A 5,636-nucleotide genomic window follows, 5' to 3' on the forward strand; every position below is an offset into this window, starting at 1 on the left:
ACCACCCGCAACCATCATAGCCCCGATAGCAGCGGCATCCTTTTTTTTGCCCCGGGAAAAGCCCGGCAAAAAAAGATACAGCGGATAGCGGGAACAAGCTCCTGAAGTCAATTCAAAAACCCGGAGAAATGAAAAATAGGGTCCGGAGGGTAAGTTTATTATTCCGGATGTAATGCATGAAGAATTTTTCTAAAATACGGGGACTGATCCGGAAACAATTCTTAGTTTTATCTGCCTCTCTTTTGTATATGATCTGTTTACTTATGACGGATGAATAAATGATCTGTTGTTCAGTGATCTATTTATTCGTTAATCGATAATTTTTTCGTAAGTAATTTAAAAATTGTGTAACTTAGTTACTATAAAATGATTAAAAATTGATTCTTATGAAAAAACATTTATTTCCTCTACTATTTTTGGCATTCGGTGCACATGGATATGCTCAGCAGCAGGACTTCTTCGCACTGGTCGGCAAGGACACGCCGAATATTGTTTTCAATGACTTCAGGCTTATCGACGGAAGTACCGGCGTATCCGGAGAAAAAATCTTTACTGCAGATGCAGTGACCAAGGTTGTTTCACAGGTAAGCGGCAGAAGCATTACAGAAGACAGGAATGCTTACAATAATGCCCAGGCAGTCAATATGGCGACATTGGCCTATGACCAAAATGGCAATCTGGTGTATATGCCTATGTTTTCGTCGAATATTTATATGTTAAATGGCAAAACCAAAGAGATCACTCTGGTAGAGAACACAACAGCAAGGGTCACCTCCTGCGATATCAATTCTCATTTCACCAGGATGACCGCAGGTTACGACGGGCACATTTATGCCGTTAATAATGCCGGTACGCAATTTTTACAGATCAGCACCAAAAACGGGCATTCCACGGTCCGTGATCTGGGGATTATTACAGACGATGCGTCGAATGGAAAGAATTCTTTCACTTTGATGGAAACAGGGTTTGGCGGCGATATGATTGCCGATGCAGAAAACAATTTTTATGTATTTTCTGCCTCTGGAAATGTCTTCAAGATTGCAGCTGCAGAACTGAAAGCAAAATTCATCGGGAAAATCGCAGGGATTCCTGAAGGTTATTCGGTAAACGGTGCTGCGGTGAATGCTAAAGGCAAAGTGGTAATCGCCAGTGCCAAAGGCGGCTCCCTGTATGAAGTGGATTTAAAAACACTGCAGGGAACGCAGATGCAGGGACAGGAAAACCTTCATATTTATGATCTTGCCAGCAGATACTTTGCCAATGATAAAACAGCAGCAGTGGTTTCATCAGCTCATATTGATGTATATCCGACCCGTGTAACTGATCATCTCATTAACATTAAAGCCGATGACAAAGCCATCAAAGGAAATATTTCCATAGCTGTTTTTGATCTTTCAGGAAAGGCAGTCATGAAGAACAGCTTGCCTGTAAAAGACGGAAGGCTGCATGAACAGGTTCAGCTTAAAAACCTGATCAGCGGTGCCTATCTGGTAAATATTACAGATGACTCCGGAAAAGTGTTGCTGAATAAAAAAATTATGATCACGGAATAAATCCGGATCTGTTGATAACAGGCCTTCTCAAGTCTTTTGAGAAGGTTTTTTATTGAATATTTGATATTCAATAAATTTTATTTTTCAATTTTATACCGTATTTTTATAAAAAAATATACATGAAGCTATACTTTAATGTAGGTTACAGCACAAAAATCGGAGAAAAATTACAGCTGGTCATCAATGACGAAGATGCAGGATACAAGGTCTATCCTATGGTGTATACCGAAAACGGATTATGGAAATGCGAAATCGATTATTTCTCCAAATCGGCATCCTACCGGTACCAGCTGACCAATGAAAATGCGAATATCATCAGAGAGGAATTTGTACAGCATTTCCTGAGCTTCCCGCATAACTATAAGGAATTTGTGATCTATGACCAATGGAACAATAAAAATTTTCCTGAAAACTACCTGAATAATAAAATCCTCCATAATAAGCTTACTACCTTCAGGCCCGGAAAGATTTCCGTATTGAAAAAACATACCCATCTTTTCAGGATTGAGGCACCTGTCTATCACCCGGACTGGAAGATCGCCCTGATCGGGAGCACGGCATCATTAGGCAACTGGAACTATGAGCAGGCTGTTCTCCTTACCCAGACCAGTTTCGGGATCTGGGAGGTTTCGGTAGAGATCCCGGAGAATGAATACATCCAGTACAAATATTGTTTATTCGACGATAAGCAGCAGAAAATTGCGGATGTGGAATCCGGGGAAAACCGTTTTGCACTTCCTAATCCATCTAAAGACGTGCTGCACATTATGGCAGACCACTATTTCAAGTTCAAGCTGCATCAGATGTATCATGATGCAGGAGTTGCCGTTCCTGTATTTTCTCTGAGAACCGAGGAGGGTTTCGGAGTCGGTGAGTTTTCCGATCTCAGGAAACTGGCAGAATGGTCAAAAGAGACCGGCCTGGGCATTATACAGATCCTGCCGATCAATGATACGACAGCGAATTATACCTGGACCGATTCTTATCCATATGCCGCCGTTTCGGTCTATGCCCTCCATCCACAGTATATTTCTCTGGAAAAGTTGGAATATGATATTCCGGAAGACCTGCAGGACGAATACCTGAAAGAGAAAGAGGAACTCAATTCTCTTGAACTGATCGATTATGAGAAGATGATCTCAGGAAAATGGAAATATCTTAAATTTGTTTTTCATGCCTATAAAGACCGGATTTTCAAAGACCGTCAGTTTAAAAAGTTTATCAAAGACAATGAAAGCTGGTTGATTCCTTATGCTGCATTCTGTGTTCTGCGGGACAAATACGGAACTCCTGATTTTAACGAATGGAAAACCCATAAGAAATACATTAGCGGGAAAATTGCACCGTTTTTTACAACAAAAAGCAAAGAGTATGAAGTTTCCATGCTTCATGCCTGGATACAGTATCAGCTCCACAGGCAATTGAAAGATGCCGTAGACTATGCGCATGGTCTCGGAATTTCTTTAAAAGGGGATTTGCCGATCGGGATCTACCGCCATTCCGTAGAAGCCTGGACAGAGCCTGAACTGTTCGGAATGGATTTCCAGGCCGGGGCACCGCCGGATCAGTTTACAGAGTTGGGACAGAACTGGGAATTTCCAACCTATAACTGGGAAGCCATGAAGGCCGATGATTATACCTGGTGGAAAAACCGGTTCAAAGCATTGGAACAATATTTTGATGCCATGAGAATTGATCATATCCTCGGGTTTTTCAGGATCTGGAGGATGCCGATTTCCGCGACACAGGGAATTTTAGGATATTTTTATCCGGCTGTTCCGGTTACGCTTGAAGAATTCAGCGCGCGTCATATTCCGTTTAATTTTGACCGCTACTGTAAACCTTTCATCAATGACCGGATCCTGGAAAATCACTTCGGGGAAAACAAGGATCAGGTGCTGGAATTTCTGGTTGATCATCATGACGGAACCTATGCACTGAAAGAAGAATTCAGCACGCAGCGGAAACTTGCCGATTACTTTAAAGAGCATCCGGATAAAGCTGTTATCAGCCAGCTGATCTCCTTATGCGCCAATGTTCTCTTCCTGATTGAAGAAAGAGACGGACAGGTTGTATATCACCCGAGATTCAATGTATATCATACCGAGTCCTACAAGTACCTCTCTGACTGGGAAAAAGAATCCATCTATAATCTGTACCAGGATTATTTCTTTGCACGCCAGGACCATCTCTGGTATGAAAAAGCGATGGAGAAACTTCCGGTAATCCTCAATTCCACTAAAATGCTGATCTGTGGGGAAGACCTCGGCCTGGTGCCGGACTGCGTACCGGTGGTTATGGATGAACTTGCCATTGTAGCCCTCAAAGTACAGCGTATGCCTTCGGAAAATATTCCATTTTACAGTCCGAAGAATGCAGGTTACCTAAACGTGGTGACAGCTTCTTCCCATGACAGCTCAACACTGAGACAGTGGTGGCAGGAAAATCCGGAACTTACACAGCAATATTTTAACCAGCAACTGGTTCAGTACGGCGAGGCTCCACAGGAACTGAACCCGCACCTGGCAGAAATTATCATGAAGCAGCACCTTTATAACGATGCTATGCTGGCTATTTTCCCGATCCAGGAATTCCTGGCAACCGACCGGGAACTTACCAATATAGAAATGCATAATGAAAGAATAAACAATCCGGCAGTATTCCCACATTACTGGCGGTACAGGATGCATCTGAACCTGGAAGATCTGAAAGGACGTAAAGATTTCAGCCGGAAAATTGCAGAATGGGTAACTGATAGTGGCCGGAATTAAAATTTAATATTTGGTTATCAATACGTTAACGCTAAATTAAAAGAAGTTTAATCACAGGATTTAACTTCTTTTTTTTATTTATATCAAAAAGATAGAATTAAGATATTCTGCTTTATTAACCAATTAACGACGAGAACAATGAAAAAAATATTAATCGGTTTTGCGCTGGGAGCAAGTATGTTATCTTTCGCGCAGCAATATCCGGACTATGGAGGCGGGAATGACGGATATTACCAGAATGACGGCGGGTACTACAGCGATCAGGATGACCAGAATTATTTCCCGGACGACTATTATTATAATTATCCTCAGGATTATTACCCGAGCGATTATTACCGGAACAACTACAACGATTACCGGAACAGCGTTGTCAGCATCAACTGGAATGTATTCTTTAACCAGAACAGGCTGGCACCATGGCAGGTAGATCAGATCATAAGGCTTAACAATCTCTACTCGAGTTTTTCTGCCTGGAACAATTTCTACCGGTATAATCCGGACCGTTGGTATTATGATAGGTTTTACGCACTGGAAAGAATTATGGGACCGAGGGTATTCGTCGTTTTCCAAAACAATTATTACAGAGGATATAGTCCGGTAACCTATTTCCAGGATTACAGAAGAGTGCATTACGCAGGAATCTGCAGACCGGTACCGAGATACAGAAATGTAAACATCAATATTTACCGGGTAGACCGCAATAATTTCCGCAGGACGGACAACCCTACTTTCAACATCGTCAGAAGCCAGCGTCCTAACAACGGTTTCAGGGATTCAGGATACGGAAATAACAACGGCGGATTCAGAAACCGCCCGGATACCAGAGGTAACAGCAATCCGGGATTACGGACTGATAACGGAGGAATAAGAGGAAACGGCGGCTTCAGGGGAAATAATAACGGAACCGGCAGCAACAGCGGCGGCTTCAGGGCAGAAGGTAATTCCAGCGGCGGCTTCAGAAATGACAATGGCGGTTTCCGGGGAAATACCGGAATAAGAAGAGAAGAAGCTCCGAGGAGAGAAAATAACGGTGGATTCAGAAATGAAGGCGGATTCAGGAGGAGTGAAAATTCAGCGCCGAGAGAACAGAACAGAGGCGGAAGTGAAGGCCGAGGAAACGGCGGATTCAGAACCGGATTGGTAAAAAATTAATTTTCATATATTATATTTAAGTGGTGTGAAGGGCAGGTTTCAGGATCTGTCCTTTTTTTTTTCTCTTTATTTAAATCATATTAAAATTTAACATTATTTATGAAATATATCGCTTAACTTTTGATTCGATGAACAATCAAAAAGATATAAAAGAAATAAT

At 42.1% G+C, this 5,636-nt stretch carries 3 protein-coding genes; all 3 read left to right on the forward strand.

Features of this window, described 5'->3' with window-relative positions:
- The first annotated feature begins 386 nt into the window (after positions 1-386).
- The 3 genes from QZ735_RS04450 (at position 387) to QZ735_RS04460 (ending at position 5,476) form a co-directional block, all read left to right on the forward strand.
- Positions 387-1,553 carry a T9SS type A sorting domain-containing protein gene (locus QZ735_RS04450; RefSeq protein ID WP_294244753.1) on the forward strand — a complete coding sequence of 389 codons (1,167 nt, stop codon included), beginning with the start codon at positions 387-389 and terminating at the stop codon, positions 1,551-1,553.
- Positions 1,554-1,672: 119 nt separating this feature from the next.
- The gene (locus QZ735_RS04455) at positions 1,673-4,324 is read left to right on the forward strand and encodes a 4-alpha-glucanotransferase (protein WP_294244756.1); all 2,652 of its coding nucleotides are present in this window, start codon (positions 1,673-1,675) and stop codon (positions 4,322-4,324) included.
- 138 nt (positions 4,325-4,462) lie between these two features.
- On the forward strand, positions 4,463-5,476 hold the full coding sequence (locus QZ735_RS04460) for a hypothetical protein (protein WP_294244762.1): 1,014 nt from the start codon (positions 4,463-4,465) through the stop codon (positions 5,474-5,476).
- The last annotated feature ends 160 nt before the right edge of the window (positions 5,477-5,636 follow it).

It is taken from the genome of uncultured Chryseobacterium sp. (assembly GCF_913776365.1).
In the GTDB taxonomy this organism is placed as follows: Bacteria; Bacteroidota; Bacteroidia; order Flavobacteriales; family Weeksellaceae; genus Chryseobacterium.

Bases quoted from the DNA above. Each gene is read 5' to 3' on its own strand.
- QZ735_RS04450 (WP_294244753.1), top strand. From the start codon at position 387: ATGAAAAAACATTTATTTCCTCTACTATTTTTGGCATTCGGTGCACAT.
- QZ735_RS04455 (WP_294244756.1), top strand. From the start codon at position 1,673: ATGAAGCTATACTTTAATGTAGGTTACAGCACAAAAATCGGAGAAAAA.
- QZ735_RS04460 (WP_294244762.1), top strand. From the start codon at position 4,463: ATGAAAAAAATATTAATCGGTTTTGCGCTGGGAGCAAGTATGTTATCT.